Source organism: Dickeya parazeae Ech586 (assembly GCF_000025065.1).
In the GTDB taxonomy this organism is placed as follows: Bacteria; Pseudomonadota; Gammaproteobacteria; order Enterobacterales; family Enterobacteriaceae; genus Dickeya; species Dickeya zeae.
In genome coordinates this window covers 1,093,292-1,110,496 of the sequence record NC_013592.1, presented here as the reverse complement: position 1 = coordinate 1,110,496, position 17,205 = coordinate 1,093,292, and the positions used below count along the sequence as shown (strand labels likewise).

The window sequence follows — 17,205 nt, the reverse complement described above, 5'->3', positions numbered from 1 at the left end:
TTACTACATTCACCTATCATTAACAGCTATTTACAGGAGTAATTATGGTCCTGGTAACTCGTCCTGCCCCTGACTTCACTGCCGCCGCCGTACTGGGAAGTGGGGAAATCGTTGAGAATTTCAATCTGAAGAAACACATCAACGGTAAAGCGGCTGTGATCTTCTTTTGGCCGATGGACTTCACTTTCGTCTGTCCGTCTGAGCTAATCGCCTTCGATCACCGCTACGAAGAGTTTAAGAAACGTGGCGTTGAAGTGGTTGGTGTGTCTTTTGACTCTGAATTCGTACACAACGCCTGGCGTAAAACCCCAGTCGACAACGGCGGTATCGGCGAAGTGAAATACGCGATGGTCGCTGACATTAAACGCGAAATCCAGAAAGCCTACGGTATCGAACATCCGGAAGCGGGTGTGGCGCTGCGCGGTTCTTTCCTGATCGACAAAAACGGTATCGTGCGTCATCAGGTCGTGAACGATCTGCCGCTGGGTCGTAACATCGATGAAATGCTCCGTATGGTCGACGCGCTGCAGTTCCATGAAGAGCACGGCGAAGTGTGCCCGGCTCAGTGGGAAAAAGGTAAAGCCGGTATGGGCGCTTCCCCGGACGGCGTAGCGAAATACCTGAAAGAAAACGCCAACAACCTGTAATCAGCTCTCGCTATTCAGGCACCAGCCAGCGGTCTTGCCGCTGGCTTTTTTATTTCACCATGACTCCAGCCCGGCACGTCGCTGAACGATACCAAAACCAGACACAGCCTTTTTATCAATAAATTAGGCAGGTTCATCCTACGCAGACACTCTCTGAAACGTGACTCGGCATTCTCATGAAGCGGCATGGGACACGCCTCGTTATCGGCTGCGCTTACCTCAGGGGCTGGGTGTCTTACTCTTCACGACAGGGAATACCCGACAGCACAGGAAATCGACCAACGCCCGAACCTTTGGCGAGGGGTGCTTGCTCGCAGGCCACAGCACATGGAAAACCCCACTGTGCTGCACATACTCGGCCAGGATTGGCTTGAGCCGACCATCAGCCAAGGGTTCTCGGATGGCGAAATCCGGCAGATAGGCGATCCCCAGTCCCTGTAATGCAAAACACACGCGCGTCTCGATGTTGTTACAGATCATCGAGGTGGGCAGTTGCCATTCTGGCTCACCGGGCGTTTGCCGCAGCGCCCAATTCTCCAGCTTGCCACTGTTGGGCCATCGATAGTGCAGGCAGGAGTGCTGACGCAGATCGGCGGGCAGCATGGGGGTACCACGACGTGCCAGATAGTCCGGCGAGGCTACCAGCTGCATTTCAAAGGTGCCCAGACGGCGTGCCGACAGACGCGAATCCGCCGGTTCACCGGTGCGCACCACGGCATCGAAACCTTCCTCGACCACATCGACCATCCGGTCGGTAAAATCCAGATCGAGCTCTATCTCGGGGTACTCACGCATGAACTCGCCAAGTACTGGTAGCACCAGCGAACTGACCAGCGGCAGGCTCACCCGCAGGCGTCCGCGCGGTGCGGCAGTCGCTTGCGACAATTCCAGTTCCGCCGCCTCAATCTCGGCCAGAATGCGTCGGCTGCGCTCAAGAAATAGCGAGCCCTCGGCGGTCAACGTGATGCTGCGTGTGCTGCGGTGGAACAGACGCACTCCCAACTTCTCTTCCAGCCGCACCACACTCTTGCCGACAGCTGAGGCCGAGACCCCCAGCAGCCGACCAGCGGCGACGAAGCTGCGCGTCTCGGCAACCTGCACAAACACCACGAAGCCATTTAGGCTGTCCACTATACTATTCCTCTCACAATTACTCCTCTCACAATTACGGACATAAAGTTCCGCATATCACGGAACTGTAGCCTACTTTTTCTTTAATCAAAAATTTTCTATCGTCGATGCGTTACCCATTGAATCGAGGTATTTGTCATGACAAATCAGTCATTCCCGCTGCGTCAGGGTGTTCGACACGCACACCTGTCAGCACGTATCGAGACCGCCGTGCAGCAGGCGCTGGACGACCGTCGTCTGGTCGGTGCCGTTATCCTGGTAGCCCGCGACGGCGAACTGATCCACCAGCAAGCCGCTGGTTTAGCCGACGATGAAAGCGCACGGGCAATGACGCTGGAGACGGTCTTTCGACTGGCTTCGGTCAGCAAACCCATCGTCTCTACCGCAGCGCTGGCGCTGGTGGCACAAGGCCGACTCGATCTGGATACGGGTATTGAACGTTGGTTGCCGACGTTTCGTCCCGCATTGGTCAATGGCCAACCGGCGCGTATCACCGCGCGACAACTGCTTAGCCATACAGCGGGGCTGGGTTACCGTTTTTTTGAAGCCGACGCAGACGGCCCCTATACACGGGCTGGCGTCTCGGATGGCATGGATGCTTCCGGTATCAGCCTGGAGGAGAATCTGCGACGCCTCAGCAGCGTACCGCTGCTATACGAGCCGGGGACGAGTTGGGGCTACTCACTGGCAACCGATGTGTTGGGCACACTGATCGAGCGTATATACGGTACACCACTGGACAAGGCGGTGAGGGAACTGGTCACAGACCCACTGGGTATGACCGACACGGGCTTCGTCGCCTGTGATGCGCAGCGCGTGGCAACCCCCTATGTCAACGATGCGCCGAAGCCGCACCGGCTCGCCGAGGGCGAAACCGTCTCCGCCTTCGAAGGAGCCGTTGGTATTACCTATAGTCCGGCCCGCATCTTCGACGCTCAGGCCTTCCCATCGGGGGGTGCCGGTATGGCCGGTACGGCTGGTGACTTTCTACGTCTGCTGGAAATCCTGCGACAAGGCGGCGGCACACTGCTACCCGTTGAACTGGTCGAGGAAATGGGACGTGACCAGACCGGCGGGCTAGAATTGCCCGATGCCCCTGGTTTCGGTTTCGGTCTGGGTTTCTCGGTACTGCGTGACCGCGGTCTGGCGGCTTCACCAGAATCCGAAGGTACCTGGCGCTGGGGCGGTGCCTACGGCCACTCCTGGTTCATGGACCGGGCGCAAGGTCTGAGTGTCGTGGCCTTCACCAACACGTTGTACGAAGGTATGTCCGGCCGCTTCATCACCGAACTGCGTGATGCCGTGTATGGCACGCTGGAGGTTTGCTGATGAAAACGACACCTGCCCGTATGGCTGCCATCGCGTTTCGCCGCGGTACGGCCCTAACCGATCCGGACTGCCTGACCGATATCGACACCGAGCGACCGAAGCCGGGACCGCACGACCTGCTTGTGGCAGTCCATGCCGTCTCGGTCAATCCGGTGGATACCAAGATCCGGGCAGGTTTGGTTGCTGCGCCCGACAGCGTCCGCTCGCTGGGCTGGGATGCGGCAGGGATCGTCACAGCCGTTGGTGAAGCGGTCACGCTGTTCCGGCCGGGTGAGGCCGTCTACTATGCAGGTTCCTTCGATCACAATGGTAGCAATGCCCAGTTTCAACTGGTAGACGAGCGCATCGTCGGCCATATGCCCGAAACCCTGGGCTTCGCCGAAGCAGCGGCCCTGCCGCTAACCTCGCTAACCGCCTGGCAACTGCTGTTCGACCGCCTTGGCGTGCCGCCGGGCAAACCAGCCAATGTCGGCAGCCTGTTGCTGCTGGGCGGCGCTGGCGGGGTCGGCTCCATGTTGATCCAGCTCGCCAGGCGGCTGACTGGCCTGACGGTAATCGCCACGGCCTCGCGCGAAGAAAGCCGCGACTGGTGCCTCGCCTTGGGCGCCCACCACGTCATTGACCATCAGAAACCGTTGCCAGCACAGATCCGCGCACTGCCGGTGCCGCCTGTCACCCATGTGGCTGCTCTGTCGAACACGGCCGAGCACTGGATCGAACTGGCAGATTTAATCGCGCCACAAGGGCACCTGGGCATCATTACTGATCACGAGATGCTGGATGCGGTGCCGTTCAAGGGCAAGAGCGTGTCGCTACACTGGGAAATGGTGTTCACACGCCCGCTGTTCGGCACGCCGGACATGATCGCGCAACACCGCATCCTCGACGAAGTGGCCGCGCTGGTGGATGCGGGCGTACTACGTTCGACTGCCTGCCGCGTGCTGCATCCGCTAGATGCAGCCCGGCTGCGCGAGGCACATCGACTGGTGGAACATGGTGGCATCACCGGCAAAGTGGTGGTGGCCCGTTCCGCACAGGATGTGCAACGACAAGACGCCAAAGAGAACCTGGCATGAGTGCCGTTGCATAACACCGCCCGCCGTGGATCATGCTGCTGCTTGCGGCTCCGCCGTATCAGGTCAGCAAGTAAACGACGATAATACGATTATCACTCAGCGCCGACGGCGAAGGGCGTAACTTGCCAACAGCAGCAGGATCCACACTATACCTGCGTACAGCGCAATGCGCGTATCCGGGAAGTAACCAATCAGGCCGATGATAAAGACCAGAAATACAACGCCGACCGCTGCGGTCGCCGCACCACCCGGCAGAGGAAACGCCAGCGCATTCACCTGTTCGCGGTTCAGTTTGCGGCGAAACGCAATCTGTGAGCACAGAATCATGATCCATACCCATACGGTGGCAAAGGTGGCTAGCGACGCAATCACCAGAAACACTTTCTCTGGCATGATGTAGTTGAGGTACACCGCCACCAGCAACGCCAGTACCATCACCACCACCGTTACCCAGGGGGTACCACGACGGGACAACCGGGCGAACACCTGCGGTGCATGGCCTTGCTCCGCCATGCCGTGCAACATACGCCCCACGCCAAACACATCACTGTTGATGGCAGACAGCGAGGCGGTGATCACCACGAAATTCAGGATGCCGGCCGCCGCCGTGATACCCATGTGCTGGAAGGTCAGTACAAACGGACTACCGTTGGTACCCACCTGATTCCACGGGTAAATCGACATAATCACAAACAGGGTGCCGACGTAGAACACCAGGATACGCCAGGGTACAGAATTGATGGCGCGCGGAATGGACTTGTGCGGTTCTTTGGCTTCACCCGCAGTAATCCCGATGATCTCGACACCGCCATAGGCAAACATCACCATCTGCAATGACAGGATCATCCCCATCACGCCGTTACTGAAGAAACCGCCATTGCTCCACAAATTATGGATACCGGTAGGCTCACCGCCGTTACCAATCCCCCAAACGATGATGCCAACCCCGGCCACGATCATGACAACAATGGTCGCGACCTTGAAAAACGAAAACCAGAACTCCAGTTCGCCAAACACTTTCACATTCATCAGGTTGATGGCACCGATAATCAGCACCACGCTTAATACCCAAATCCAGTGCGGCACCTCCGGAAACCAGACCCCCATATAAATGCCGAAAGCGGTAACATCGGCAATCGCGACGATCAGCATCTCAAAGCAGTAGGTCCACCCGGTGATATAACCGGCCAACGGGCCGAGGTAATCGCGGGCATAACGGGAAAAAGAACTGGCTTGCGGATTGTTAACAGACATCTCCCCCAGTGCCCGCATAATGATATAAGCGAACACGCCACCAATCAGATACGCCAGCAGTACGCTAGGGCCAGCCATCTGAATAGCGCTGGCCGAGCCGTAAAACAGCCCGGTACCAATGGCGGAGCCCAGCGCGATAAAACGAATATGCCGCGTACTTAAGCCGCGCTTGAGTTTGGATTGTTGTTCCATAGGTTTGGATTGTTGTTCCATAAATGAGCAACCCTGTCTTTATAAACGAAAAAACCACAGGCAAACGCCTGTGGTGAAAAGCATCCGTCCCACTGCCACTCAGGAATGTGCCGTGACTTCCTGACGACCGGTGATGCGGTCATAAATCCCTACTACCAGCAGAATGAGTAAGGATGGCGGCAACCAGGCCAGCCCCTGCTCGCTCATCGGCAGGCTCTGTGTCCAGCCGGGCAGTAATGACTGAAAAGCCGACGACTTGATACCGTCCAACAGGCCAAAGACCAGGCTGACCAGCATCACCGGTGCAATAACATGCGTGCTGTTATTCCACCAACGACGGGTAAAACTCAGTAGTACCAACACGATGCACGGCGGATAAATGGCGGTCAGTACCGGCACAGACAGTTGAATCAGGTGGCTCAGCCCCAGATTGGACACCACCATCGAGAACAGCCCCAGCACAAACACCAGTGCACGGTAAGACAATGGCAGGTACTGCGCAAAGAATTCGGCACAGGCGCAGGTCAACCCCACCGCAGTGACCATACAGGCAATGAAGATCAGCAACGCCAGGAAACTGCTGCCCATGTTGCCAAAGGTGTACTGTACATACGCATGCAGGATTTCAGCACCGTTTTGCGCGTTCGGCACCAACGAACCACTGAAAGAACCGAGATGGAACAGGCTCAGATAAACCAGCGTTAATCCCAGCCCCGCAATCAGCCCAGCCAAAATGGTGTAACGGGTTAACAACCCGGCGTCACTCACGCCACGAGAACGGGCCGCATTGACGATGACGATACCGAACACCAGCGCGCCCAGCGTATCCATGGTCAAATAACCATTCACGAAACCGGTGGAGAATGGCACCTGCTGATAGGCTTCAACGGTCGGTGCTGGCGTGCCTGCCGGCCATACCAACGCGGCAATCCCCAGCACGGTCAGGGCGATAATTTTCACCGGTGCCAGAATATGGCCAACGGTATCCAACAGACGGCCGGGATAGAGCGAAATCGCGATCACGATAGCGAAGTAGATCAGGCTGTAAACCAGCAGAGGCGTCGCGCCCTCACCCACCAGCGGCGCAATACCGACCTCGAACGAGACCGTCGCGGTACGCGGCGTAGCAAACAACGGCCCTACCGCCAGATAGCAGACCGTCGCCAACAGTACACCTGCTTTCTTGCCGATCGGGCTACTGAGCGTATCAATACCCCCCCCCACACGCGCCAGTGCTATCACCGTCAACACCGGCAAGCCAACAGCGGTAATCAGAAAGCCGAGTGCGGCTACCCACACGTGTTCGCCAGCCTGTTGACCGACCATCGGCGGGAAAATGATATTCCCGGCGCCGACGAACAAGGCAAAGGTCATGAAGCCCAATGCCACGATATCTTTGGAAGTTAAACGATGACTCATAATGTATGTTGTTGTTGCCTGTAAAAATGGTGTTGCCGGCACAAACCGGGCGCGTAAAGCGGCGCACGCAAGAAGCGGGAGCCGTGCGATGTGCAGGATTATGATGTGAGGTTTTATTGCACAGCGTTAATGGGGGCTAAGTAAAACGTTTATAGCAATAAAAGGCAATACGTGATCGGTAAACCAGAACATTAATCTGATCTTCAATATAAAGTCAGCATTAGAATTTATATTTTCACCCACAGACTATACATGATTTGTGCATGAAAACAGTTTGCAGCGCGAAAGATAAGCTCAAAATTCCATCAAAGAGCAACAAATAACCATATTAAAAACTTATGGGAATAAAAAACGCCGGTAGGGCATACCGGCGTTATAAAAAGGACATTGCACCAACTAACAGCAATGACAAACGTGGTTAGCGATATTCACGACCAGTTTAAGTTTTGCCCATTGCTGCTCTTCCGACAACGTATTGCCCTCTTCGGTAGAGGCAAAGCCACACTGCGGACTCAGGCACAGTTGGTCCAGCGCCACATAACGTGTTGCTTCGGCGATGCGTTTTTGTACGTCATCTGCGTTTTCCAATTGCCCATTTTTGGTGGTGATAAGCCCCAACACCACTTTCTGATGACCTGGCTTGATGAAGCGCAGCGGCTCAAATCCACCCGCCCGCTCGGTATCGTATTCGAGGAAAAAGGCATCCACATTCACTGTCCCGAACAGGGTTTCCGCCACAGGTTCATAGCCCCCTTCGGAAATCCAGGTGGAGCGGAAATTACCACGGCAGACATGCAGGCCCACCACTAAATCGGCCGGTTTGCCTTCCAGTGCTTTATTAAGCACTTGCGCATAGGTACGGCACAGATAATCCGGGTCATCACCACGCTCACGAATCTGGCGTCTCTGGTCTTCAGAGCACAGATAAGCCCATACCGTATCGTCCAGTTGCAGATAACGGCAACCGGCATCATAGAAGGCACGGATGGCATCACGCCAGGTCAGCGCCAGATCGTCGAAGTAGTCGGCCAGATCAGGATAAACAGTGCTATCAATCACTTTACGACCGCCACGGAAGTGCAACACGCTCGGGCTGGGGATCGTCATTTTGGCAACGGCGTCGCCAGACACACGTTGGAGGAAACGGAAATCCTCCAGCATCGGATGCTGAGGATTAAAGCTGACCTTGCCGGTGACTTTTACGCCACGGGCTTTTGTCTGCACACCAGTGAACTGGATGCCCTGCTCCGCTTCATAACGCTCCACGCCATTGAGGCTGTCGAAAAAGTCAAAGTGCCACCAGGCACGACGGAATTCGCCGTCGGTCACCAATTGCAGGCCAGCAGCACGCTGCAATTCCACGGCACGCTGGATTTCCTGATCTTCAACACGGCGTAACGCGGCGACATCGATCTCACCGGCCTGAAACTGTAAACGGGCCTGCTTGATAGCCGCCGGGCGCAACAAACTGCCGACCACATCGGCACGAAACGGAGGAAGGGCTTGTGTCATGTTTTGCTCCTGCACGTCTGACCCCAAATAGCTGATTTCCGGCAGTAGGTGTCAGACGAGTCGATTTTTAGATGAATGCGTTTTTAGTAGAAATAGTTTTCAGAAGAAATAGTTTTAACTAAAATAATTTCGCCACTGAATTTTATAGCCATCCAGACGGCTAAAAGTAAAACTATCCTGTCATGCATTTTTCTCAACGACAATGGAGGAATTTTCACGACACATGAAATAAATTCATCTTTATCATCAATTTGTTGCAGAAACACTCATTGACGCCGGTGTCAGGTCATCAAGACCGAGCGATCGTCTGGTTTGCTCACGCACCATTTCCGGCAATGGCAGGTAGCCGTCCTGGCTGACCAACGCCTGTCCTGACACTGACAGCACCCGGTCCAAAAACGCAGCCGTCAGCGGCTCCAGTGGCTGGCCCGGTGTTTTATTCACGTAGATATAGAGATAGCGGGTGTAAGGATAACGTCCACTACGGATAGTATCGGCAGTCGGCAACACGTAGTCGTCTTTGTCGCTGATGGCCAGTGCCAGCACCCGTACCCCGCTGGCGCGAAAACCAATACTGGCGTAGCCGATGGCATTCACCGATGCCGCAACCGCCTGCACTACTGAGGCAGAACCGGGAAGCTCATTGACCTGCGGCAGAAAATCACCACCACACAACGCCTGTTGTTTGAAAAAGCCGTACGTGCCGGACGCAGAATTACGCCCATAACGCAGTAACGAACGCTGTTGCCAGACGCCGTTTAGTCCCAACTCCTGCCAGCGCTGTACCGTTTTCCCCGCGCCACAACGGCGGGTTATGGAGAAAATGGCGTCCAGTTGACGCACCGTCAGTCCGGTTAACGGGTTATCCTGATTGACCAACACCACCAGTGCATCCAGCGCGACCGGTACTGCCGTTGGCGCATAGCCATAATGCTGCTCGAACGCTTCGATTTCGCTACTTTTCATTGGCCGACTCATCGGCCCCAGTTGCGCCGCCCCTGCTGCCAGTGCCGTTGGCGCTGAGGATGACCCCGCCGCCTGAACCTGGAGATTAACACCGGGATGATGCTGACTGAAATCCGCCGCCCAGAACGTCATCAGGTTCGCCAGCGTGTCGGAACCCGCACTGGAAAGGTTACCTGCCAACATCGCCTGCGGCGCAGCAGCAAGCTGACCAGACAGGCACAACAGCAAAGCAAACAGGTAACGGACGGGTTTCATGTGCGTTTTCCATCGGAGTGAAAATGAAAGAAGTGAAAGACAAGAACGCACTATTCTCGGCACTGCGGCGGGGACAATCAAGTCCCGCCGCATGGCTTAGCGCAGCGGATTCGCGGCATTCTGACTTAATACCGAACGAACAATCAGCTGATTCGGCAAGGTAAACATGAAGCGAGAGCCTGTACCTTCTTCACTGAGGATCTCCAGACGAGAGTCATGATGGCTGAGCGCGTGCTTGACGATGGCCAGCCCCAACCCACTGCCGCCAGTCTGGCGCGAACGGGCTTTGTCGACACGATAAAAGCGCTCCGTCAGACGGGGAAGATGTTCTGCGGCAATGCCCGGACCGTTATCGCTAACCTGGAACTGCGCGCCCTGCGGCGTTTGCTGCCAGCACACCTCAATACGCGTGCCTTGCGGCGTGTGGTTAACCGCGTTATACACCAAATTCGACACCGCGCTACGCAACTGCTCCTCGTTGCCGAACACCTGTAACTGCTCATTGACGCGAAACACTATCTCATGACGCCCCTGACTCAAGGTATCCGCTTCGCGTTTGAGCACCCGCAACATCAGCGGAATATCCACCTTCTCGTTGAGATCGATAGCCGCGGCGGCTTCAATACGCGACAGTGTCAGCAGTTGCCGCACCAGCCCATCCATCCGGCGGGTTTGTTCCTGCATGGTGTGCAGCACCTTAGCCTGCAAAGCACCATCCAGCGATTCGTCGTTCATCATTTCCAGATAGCCTTGCAACACCGTCAACGGCGTGCGCAGCTCATGGCTGACGTTGGCGAAAAAGTTACGCCGCGCCCCTTCGAGTTGATGCATCTGGGTGACATCACGTGCCACCATCAGCAACTGCCCTTCTGAATACGGCATCACCCGGAATTCGACATGATGCGCATTTTTCAGCGTCAGCGTCAGCGGGCGGCTGAAATCTTGCTGTTGCATATACTGGGTAAATTCCGGGTAGCGCAACAAGTTGAGGATATTCTGACCATTATCTTCCGGCCAGCGAAAACTCAGCAGGTGCTGCGCCAGCCGGTTACACCAAATGATGACGCCCTCTTCGGTGGTGATGACCACCGCATCCGGCAGCGATTCCGCCCCACTGCGGAAACGTTTGATCAGCAGTGCCAGTTCGCGCCGACGACGGCGATTACGCAACTGCATTTGGTACAAACCGTAGAACAAAGGCTCCCAGCTCCAGCGGCCGGGCGGCGGGGTCATACTGCGGTCAACCCACAACCAGTAGGACAAGCGCAGTTGGTTATAGAAGTTCCAGCACAGCGCCGTCAGCACCGACGCCAGTAGAAACCAGGGCAGATAACCGATAATCAGCCCCAGTAATAAGCCGGGCAAACAAAAAAAAGCCAGCTCCAGCGCCAGCTTTTTCCAGGACAAACGTTCTAGCACGTCAGATTTTCTCCGGGACTCACGCTATCAATAACGTGTTGAGAAACGGTATCCAGTTCCCCGAACGGTCTGAACCATCTTGTCGTGTCCACTGGTCTCCAACGCCTTGCGCAGACGGCGGATATGGACATCCACAGTACGATCCTCAACATAAACGTTAGTGCCCCACACGTGATTCAGCAACTGCTCTCGACTATATACCCGTTCAGGGTGAGTCATAAAGAAGTGCAGCAGTTTGAACTCCGTCGGCCCCATGTCCAGCGCGTGCTCTTCCGTGGTCACCCGGTGAGAGGAAGGATCCAGGCTTAAGCCGCGCATTTCGATCACTTCTTCCACCGCCATCGGCGAAATCCGACGCATTACCGCTTTGATGCGCGCCACCAACTCTTTCGGTGAAAACGGTTTGGTGATGTAATCATCGGCACCGACTTCAAGACCGCGCACACGATCTTCTTCTTCACCACGGGCCGTCAGCATCATGACCGGAATATCCCGCGTCAGCGCTTCACGTTTCATGTGCTTGATAAACTGTAAACCGGACCCACCGGGCAGCATCCAGTCCAGCAGCACCAGCTCAGGATAAGGCTCAGCCAGCCGGTTCACCGCGCTGTCGTAATCCTCGGCCTCAACCGGCTGATAGCCGTTCTGCTCAAGCACGAAGCACACCATCTCACGAATCGGCGCTTCATCTTCCACCACCAAAATACGTCTTGCCATATCAATCCTGCCGTTAATCGTCACGGTTAGCGTGCGGTGTGCATTATGCGTCAGTTTTATGACAGATTTATGAAAAATCCCCCGACAAACCACGCCCCTGACGCGGCCTTACCAGCACCTCCGCCCGGCTGATTTTCTCCGCCCTACCACGCTATGTTGCCATGTTCATACAGATATTATGGGACATGCCCTAAACTGCACGCCTATAATCGCCGATGATAAAGACGCGGCGTTTCGCCATTAACTACGGTGCCCGCCTTGTGCCGTTGTCTGAACACCGCCAAAAACAACATCTCGTTTGCACTCACCTGCAGGGAGTCTCATGCGAATTATTCATACGTCTGACTGGCATCTCGGTCAGTACTTTTATACCCGTAGCCGTGCGCCTGAGCATCAGGCTTTTTTGCACTGGCTGGTGCAGCAGGTTGAGCAATATCAGGCCGATGCAGTAATAGTAGCAGGTGATGTGTTCGATAATGGCGCACCGCCCAGCTATGCCCGAGAAATGTATAACCAGTTTGTGGTGGCGTTGCAGCGTACCGGTTGCCAGTTGGTGGTGCTCGGCGGCAATCATGACTCCGTCGCGACCCTGAACGAATCCCGCGCGTTGCTGGCCTGCCTGAATACCCAGGTGATCGCCGGTTTTGACGGCGATATCCATGAGCAGGTACGGGTACTGAATAACCGTGACGGCGAGCCCGGCGCGATGCTGTGCGCTGTTCCGTTTCTGCGTCCGCGCGATGTGCTTACCAGCCAGGCGGGACAGTCTGGCGCACAAAAACAGCAGGCGTTACAAGACGCTATCGCCAGCCATTATCAGCGCTGTTATCAGCTTGCCTGCGAGCAGCGTGCGGCACTGGGTAAAGAACTGCCGATCGTGCTCACCGGGCACCTCACCACCGTGGGCGTCGCCACATCGGATTCCGTGCGCGATATTTACATCGGTACGCTGGATGCCTTCCCGGCACAGGCTTTCCCACCGGCTGACTACATTGCGCTTGGGCATATTCATCGTCCACAGCGCGTGGCGCAATGCGAACACATCCGCTACAGCGGCTCACCGATCCCGCTGAGTTTTGATGAGCTCAATCATGAGAAATCGGTCTACCTGGTGCACTTTGAACAGGGAAAATTGCAGGAAGTCACCGCGCTGACGATACCGAGCGAACAGCCGATGCAACTGGTGAAAGGCAATCTGCCGGAGATAGAACGCCGTCTGGCCGGGTTCCGCGATTATCATGGCGACAAACCGGTATGGCTGGATATTGAAATCGCCACACAGGACTACCTGAGTGACATCCAGCAACATATTCAGGCACTGACCGAGCCACTCAATGTGGACGTGATCCTGCTGCGTCGTGCCCGGGAACAACAACAGCAAATGCTGGTGCAATTGGAAAAAGAGACGCTGGAAGAGTTACAACCGGCCGAGGTATTTGAACGACGTCTGGCACTGGAAGACGGTCTGGATGAGCCGCGCCAGCAACGTCTAAAAGGATTGTTCAATCGGGTTATGCAGGAGATTGACGCACAGCGACAGGAGACGTCCGCATGAAAATTCTTAGCCTGCGCCTGAAAAACCTCAACTCATTGCAGGGCGAGTGGAAAATCGACTTCACGCGCGAGCCATTTATCAGCAATAGCCTTTTCGCCATCACCGGGCCTACCGGTGCCGGGAAAACCACCCTGCTGGACGCCATCTGTCTGGCGCTCTACCACCAGACGCCGCGCCTGAAGGTCAGCCCCAGCCATAACGAATTAATGACCCGCCACACGGCCGAATGTCTGGCTGAGGTGGAATTCGAGGTAAAAAATGTCGCTTACCGCGCGTTCTGGAGCCAGCGTCGCGCCCACAACAGCCCGGAAGGCAATCTGCAGCCGCCCAAAGTTGAGCTGGCGTTGTGCGCTGACGGCAAGATCCTGACCGACAAAGTAAACGACAAGCTGACGATGATAGCCGACCTCACCGGGTTGGATTTCGATCGATTCACCAAGTCAATGATGTTGTCTCAGGGGCAGTTCGCCGCGTTCCTCAACGCCGATGCCAATCAACGGGCAGAATTACTTGAAGAACTGACCGGCACCGATATCTATGGGTTGATCTCCGAGCGCGTCTTTGAGAAACACAAAGAAGCACAAACCCAGTTGGAAACGTTACGGGCGAAGGTCGCTACGCTGGAACTACTGAGTGACGAGCAGCGTCAGGCGCTGGAACAACAACTGGACGCTATCCGCCAGCAGGAGCAATCCCTGTCGATACACCGGGAAGAAGTCCTGGCGCATCAACGCTGGTACGACACGCTATTACAGCTCCAGCAGGCGCAAAAACACGTACAGCAACAGCACGTCGCACAGCAGCAATTACAGCAACAGTCCCAACCGCAACTGGATAAACTAGAGCGCGGCGAACCCGCAGAAAAACTACGTCCCCGCTTCGACGAGCGTGGGCGGGCGCAGCGGGAAAAACAACGTCTGAGCCAACAGTTGACCAACGTGCGCCAGCAAATCAGCCGCCAGCAGGAAGCCCAGAACCAGTTGAAGACACAGCTGGAAAAAGCGCTGTCTGCACGCCAGCAACATGCGGACTACCGTCAGCAACAAGAAACACTGATTAACGAGCGGATTTTGCCGCTGGATCATCACATCGCCACTCTGCAAACACAGCGCAACCAGCAACAGCAAGCGTTGGATAATCTGGTTGAACAGCAAAAAATGCTGATAACCACGTTGGCCAGATTGCAGCGCCAGCAAGAACAAACGCGGCAACGGCTGGAAGATATCGATACCTATCGCCAGCAGCATAGCCGCCACCAGTATCTGGGCAGCCATATTCCACTGTGGCAGGCGCAATTCCCGCAACAGCATAAATGGCAGCAGGACCTGCACGTCGTGCAGGAAAAAGTGGCACAGCAGCAGATTCAGGCGGAATACCTCGACCAGCAGCGCGCTTCACTGGTTGAGAAACAGCAGGCGCAGCAAAATGCCACTGAGCGCGCCCAACAACTGCTGAATGACCATCTGAAGCAGGATGAACAGATGGAGGCGGAACACCCGCTGGCAGGCTTGCGTCAGCAGTTGGCACGACGCATGGCGGAACGCCCGGAGCGTCAGCAACTGGCTACCAGCGCAGCGGTACTGCAACGGTTGATTAGCCAGCGCACCCTACTGGAAGCGCAACAGCTAGAGACGCTACAACGGATTCAAACGCTGGAAGAACTGCAAGTGCAGCAACGTCGGGATTATCAAAATCAGGCCAGCCATCTGGCGGATCTCGATAAACGTCACGAGCTGGAACTGCACATCGTTAGCCTGGAAAAAGAACGCCAGCAATTACAACCGGGCAAAGAATGTCCGCTGTGTGGTTCAACGCATCACCCGGCGGTGGAGCGTTATCAGGCGTTGCGCCCCTCAGAAACCCAGATTCGATTGCACGCGCTGCGTCAGGAAGTCGAGACGCTGAAAGCCAACGTCGTGCAAACCGAAACCCAGCTCCAGTTGCAAAAACAGCACCGCCAGCAGCAACAAAACGCGCTTGAGAGCGTCCAGCGCGATTACGAATCGCTGCGGCAACAGTGCCAGTCGGTGAGTGAGCATTTACTGGTGAGCTTCGATCCACTCCAATTGCCGACGCTACACCAGTGGATTGAATCCTGCGATGCACAAGAACAGTCGCTACAGGCGCAAATTGCCAGCCGTGAGCGCAACCAACGCCATATTCAGGAAAGTAAGGATTTACTCACGTCTGCCCAGCAACTGCTGGCGCAAACCGTGCAGCAGTTGGAGCTCAACAGCCAGCAGCAGGCCGCATTGCAGGCATCACGGGATGAACAGCAGCTATTACTGGATAAAACCGAACGTGAATTGGCACGCCTGCACGACAGCCTGAGCCAAACGATGGAAACCTTCGGGTTGACCGCACCAACACTGGCACAGCAGGAAGAATGGTTACGCCAACGCCAGACAGAATGGTTACGCTGGCAGGAAAACGAGCACGAACAGAATCAGTGTCGGCCGCAACTGGCCGCGCTGGAAGCGGAAATCATCGCCAGCCAGCGACGGCTGGAAGAAACCGAAAGCGCCATCAAAACCGGCCAGTTGCAACTGACTGAAACCCAGCGCACGCTGGAACAGGCCCAGCAACAACGCTGGCAATTGATGGGTAATCAGGCGGTCAACGACGTGCTCAAGCAATTGCGGCAGGTCAGTCAGACACTGGAGCAGGAAGGCCAGCAAGCACAGCAGCAATGGCAACAAGGCCAGTCACTGCAAAGCCGTCTTAGCGGGGAAGTCGACAGTCTGGAGCAACAAAGCCAGCATGCCGATACGGCGTTACAACAGCTTCAGGCTCAGTTTGCCGAAGAACTGGCCGCGGCCGGGTTCGATGACGAAACCGCGTTTCGCCAGGCCTTGTTGGATGAAACGGAACGCCAGCAGCTCGTCACCTTAAAAGAGCGCCTGAACCAGCGCCAGCAGCAGGTGGAGGCTTTGCTGCAACAGGCGAATAACACGCTGGAAAACCATCTGGCGTCACGCCCAGAATCCATGCCGGAAGGCATCAACGACTGGGATATTCGCCAGTTGCTTTCCGGACTCGGCGATATGGTAAAAGTCGAAGCCGAACGACAAGGCGAATTACGCCAGCAACTGACCAGTGACCAGCAACGCCGCGATAAGCAACGCCAATTACTCGAGGCTATCGAGCGAGGCCAGCACGTGTGTGATGACTGGGGCTATCTCAATCAGTTAATCGGCTCGCAAAAAGGCGATAAATTCCGCCGTTTTGCACAAGGATTGACGCTGGATCACCTGGTGTTCCTGGCCAATCGTCAGCTCTCGCGGCTGCATGGACGCTACCTGTTGCAACGCAAGGCCTCCGACACGCTGGAGTTACAGGTGGTCGATACCTGGCAGGCTGACGCGGTACGCGATACCCGAACCTTGTCCGGCGGCGAAAGTTTTCTGGTCAGCCTGGCGCTGGCGCTGGCATTATCCGACCTGGTGAGCGCGAAAACCCGTATCGACTCGCTGTTTCTTGATGAAGGGTTCGGCACACTGGATGGCGAAACGCTGGATACCGCGCTGGACGTGCTGGACAACCTCAATGCCTCCGGCAAAACCATCGGCGTTATCAGCCATGTGGAAGCGATGAAAGAGCGCATACAGGTGCAAATTCGGGTCAAAAAGCGCAACGGTCTCGGCATCAGCCAGCTCGACAGCGTCTATGCTGTGAAATGAATCATGCCGTGAAATGAGTCATCAGGGGACGTCGTCGACGTCCCCTGTCATCG

Annotated in this window: 12 protein-coding genes; 5 read left to right on the top strand and 7 right to left on the bottom strand. The window is 55.9% G+C overall.

Features of this window, described 5'->3' with window-relative positions; translation table 11 throughout:
• Positions 1–44 precede the first annotated feature (44 nt).
• Positions 45–647 (top strand): peroxiredoxin C, encoded by a 603-nt coding sequence (locus DD586_RS04995; RefSeq protein WP_012883729.1) that lies wholly within the window; start codon positions 45–47, stop codon positions 645–647.
• A gap of 219 nt (positions 648–866) precedes the next feature.
• On the opposite strand, the gene DD586_RS04990 is transcribed toward DD586_RS04995, so the two are convergent.
• Positions 867–1,778 carry a LysR family transcriptional regulator gene (locus DD586_RS04990; RefSeq protein ID WP_012883727.1) on the bottom strand — a complete coding sequence of 304 codons (912 nt, stop codon included), beginning with the start codon at positions 1,776–1,778 and terminating at the stop codon, positions 867–869.
• 138 nt (positions 1,779–1,916) lie between these two features.
• Between DD586_RS04990 and DD586_RS04985 the strand changes: the two genes are divergently transcribed.
• Both DD586_RS04985 and DD586_RS04980 read left to right on the top strand, forming a co-directional pair.
• The gene (locus DD586_RS04985) at positions 1,917–3,107 is read left to right on the top strand and encodes a serine hydrolase domain-containing protein (RefSeq protein ID WP_012883726.1); all 1,191 of its coding nucleotides are present in this window, start codon (positions 1,917–1,919) and stop codon (positions 3,105–3,107) included.
• A gap of 20 nt (positions 3,108–3,127) precedes the next feature.
• Positions 3,128–4,183 (top strand): zinc-binding alcohol dehydrogenase family protein, encoded by a 1,056-nt coding sequence (locus DD586_RS04980; protein ID WP_041164803.1) that lies wholly within the window; start codon positions 3,128–3,130, stop codon positions 4,181–4,183.
• Positions 4,184–4,279: 96 nt separating this feature from the next.
• Here DD586_RS04980 and proY read toward each other — a convergent pair whose 3' ends face one another.
• From proY to phoB, 6 genes are all read right to left on the bottom strand, one after another.
• Positions 4,280–5,629 (bottom strand): proline-specific permease ProY, encoded by a 1,350-nt coding sequence (proY, locus tag DD586_RS04975; protein WP_041164800.1) that lies wholly within the window; start codon positions 5,627–5,629, stop codon positions 4,280–4,282.
• A gap of 99 nt (positions 5,630–5,728) precedes the next feature.
• Positions 5,729–7,048, bottom strand: coding sequence for a branched-chain amino acid transport system II carrier protein (brnQ, locus tag DD586_RS04970; RefSeq protein ID WP_012883723.1), 1,320 nt, complete (start codon positions 7,046–7,048; stop codon positions 5,729–5,731).
• A gap of 396 nt (positions 7,049–7,444) precedes the next feature.
• Positions 7,445–8,560 (bottom strand): cobalamin-independent methionine synthase II family protein, encoded by a 1,116-nt coding sequence (locus tag DD586_RS04965; protein ID WP_012883722.1) that lies wholly within the window; start codon positions 8,558–8,560, stop codon positions 7,445–7,447.
• Positions 8,561–8,806: 246 nt separating this feature from the next.
• Positions 8,807–9,781 (bottom strand): PstS family phosphate ABC transporter substrate-binding protein, encoded by a 975-nt coding sequence (locus tag DD586_RS04960; protein WP_012883721.1) that lies wholly within the window; start codon positions 9,779–9,781, stop codon positions 8,807–8,809.
• A gap of 96 nt (positions 9,782–9,877) precedes the next feature.
• Entirely contained in the window at positions 9,878–11,200 is a 1,323-nt protein-coding gene (phoR, locus tag DD586_RS04955) for a phosphate regulon sensor histidine kinase PhoR (RefSeq protein WP_012883720.1), read from the bottom strand.
• 27 nt (positions 11,201–11,227) lie between these two features.
• Positions 11,228–11,917, bottom strand: a complete 690-nt coding sequence (phoB, locus tag DD586_RS04950) for a phosphate response regulator transcription factor PhoB (RefSeq protein ID WP_012883719.1) — start codon at positions 11,915–11,917, stop codon at positions 11,228–11,230.
• Between the two features lie 322 nt (positions 11,918–12,239).
• Between phoB and sbcD the strand changes: the two genes are divergently transcribed.
• Positions 12,240–13,472: an exonuclease subunit SbcD gene (gene sbcD, locus DD586_RS04945; protein WP_012883718.1), complete on the top strand. Its 1,233-nt coding sequence runs from the start codon at positions 12,240–12,242 to the stop codon at positions 13,470–13,472.
• Positions 13,469–17,152, top strand: a complete 3,684-nt coding sequence (locus tag DD586_RS04940; RefSeq protein WP_012883717.1) for an SbcC/MukB-like Walker B domain-containing protein — start codon at positions 13,469–13,471, stop codon at positions 17,150–17,152. Before sbcD ends, DD586_RS04940 begins: the two co-directional genes overlap by 4 nt.
• The last annotated feature ends 53 nt before the right edge of the window (positions 17,153–17,205 follow it).

Coding starts and splice junctions, on each gene's coding strand:
- DD586_RS04995 (WP_012883729.1), top strand. CDS start 45: ATGGTCCTGGTAACTCGTCCTGCCCCTGACTTCACTGCCGCCGCCGTA.
- DD586_RS04985 (WP_012883726.1), top strand. CDS start 1,917: ATGACAAATCAGTCATTCCCGCTGCGTCAGGGTGTTCGACACGCACAC.
- DD586_RS04980 (WP_041164803.1), top strand. CDS start 3,128: ATGGCTGCCATCGCGTTTCGCCGCGGTACGGCCCTAACCGATCCGGAC.
- proY (WP_041164800.1), bottom strand. CDS start 5,629: ATGGAACAACAATCCAAACTCAAGCGCGGCTTAAGTACGCGGCATATT.
- brnQ (WP_012883723.1), bottom strand. CDS start 7,048: ATGAGTCATCGTTTAACTTCCAAAGATATCGTGGCATTGGGCTTCATG.
- DD586_RS04965 (WP_012883722.1), bottom strand. CDS start 8,560: ATGACACAAGCCCTTCCTCCGTTTCGTGCCGATGTGGTCGGCAGTTTG.
- DD586_RS04960 (WP_012883721.1), bottom strand. CDS start 9,781: ATGAAACCCGTCCGTTACCTGTTTGCTTTGCTGTTGTGCCTGTCTGGT.
- phoB (WP_012883719.1), bottom strand. CDS start 11,917: ATGGCAAGACGTATTTTGGTGGTGGAAGATGAAGCGCCGATTCGTGAG.
- sbcD (WP_012883718.1), top strand. CDS start 12,240: ATGCGAATTATTCATACGTCTGACTGGCATCTCGGTCAGTACTTTTAT.
- DD586_RS04940 (WP_012883717.1), top strand. CDS start 13,469: ATGAAAATTCTTAGCCTGCGCCTGAAAAACCTCAACTCATTGCAGGGC.